1 protein-coding gene is annotated in these 578 nt (G+C 36.9%); it reads right to left on the reverse strand.

Features of this window, described 5'->3' with window-relative positions:
- Nucleotides 1-177: 177 nt before the first annotated feature.
- Nucleotides 178-578: hypothetical protein (locus DM995_RS23050; protein ID WP_232824605.1), on the reverse strand; the 401-nt coding region annotated here is incomplete at its 5' end.

A 578-nucleotide genomic window follows, 5' to 3' on the forward strand; every position in this document is an offset into this window, starting at 1 on the left:
ATTACAAATTTGCGACAACTCCAAATACATCAGATCCCCGACTTTTTAAAAAAGTCGGGGATCTTTCTTTCCCTATTAATAAAGGTTGGGAAGAGAGGCGTTGTCTACTTGGAGGTGGGAACGTCTCTCTTATTTGTATATTAATACGAATAATTCTTATTTGTAATACATTTTTATTTATTTTTTGTTATTTTTTGGAGTAATTTTCTCTAGTTGTTGAGCAATTACAGTTGCATCTTTTCCAAAAAAAGTTTCGCGATCGCCATTACTCCAAGTGATGCGACAAGCAAACCGCCAACACATATGAATGTGAATTTTGCGAAACTGGATTTGACGAGCATAAGCCAAATTCACCCAACCTCTTGTTGGTGTTTGGCAAAAATGGAGTTGAGGTTGGGCGATCGCTTGAGCGTCAAGAGCTGTTGATGTCATAATGGAATTCACCATGAATAATTGTGGGTAGAGAAGCGGTTGTTTGCTGTCCAGGCGGGAACCGCTTTCTCTATATTTAGTATGCATTAACTTGCTTTTTGTGTCAATTAGTTCATATGATTTTATTAACGGTAAATTAATGCTAT

The sequence above is a fragment of the Blastomonas sp. UPD001 genome, assembly GCF_003426715.1.
Lineage (GTDB): Bacteria > Pseudomonadota > Alphaproteobacteria > Sphingomonadales > Sphingomonadaceae > Blastomonas.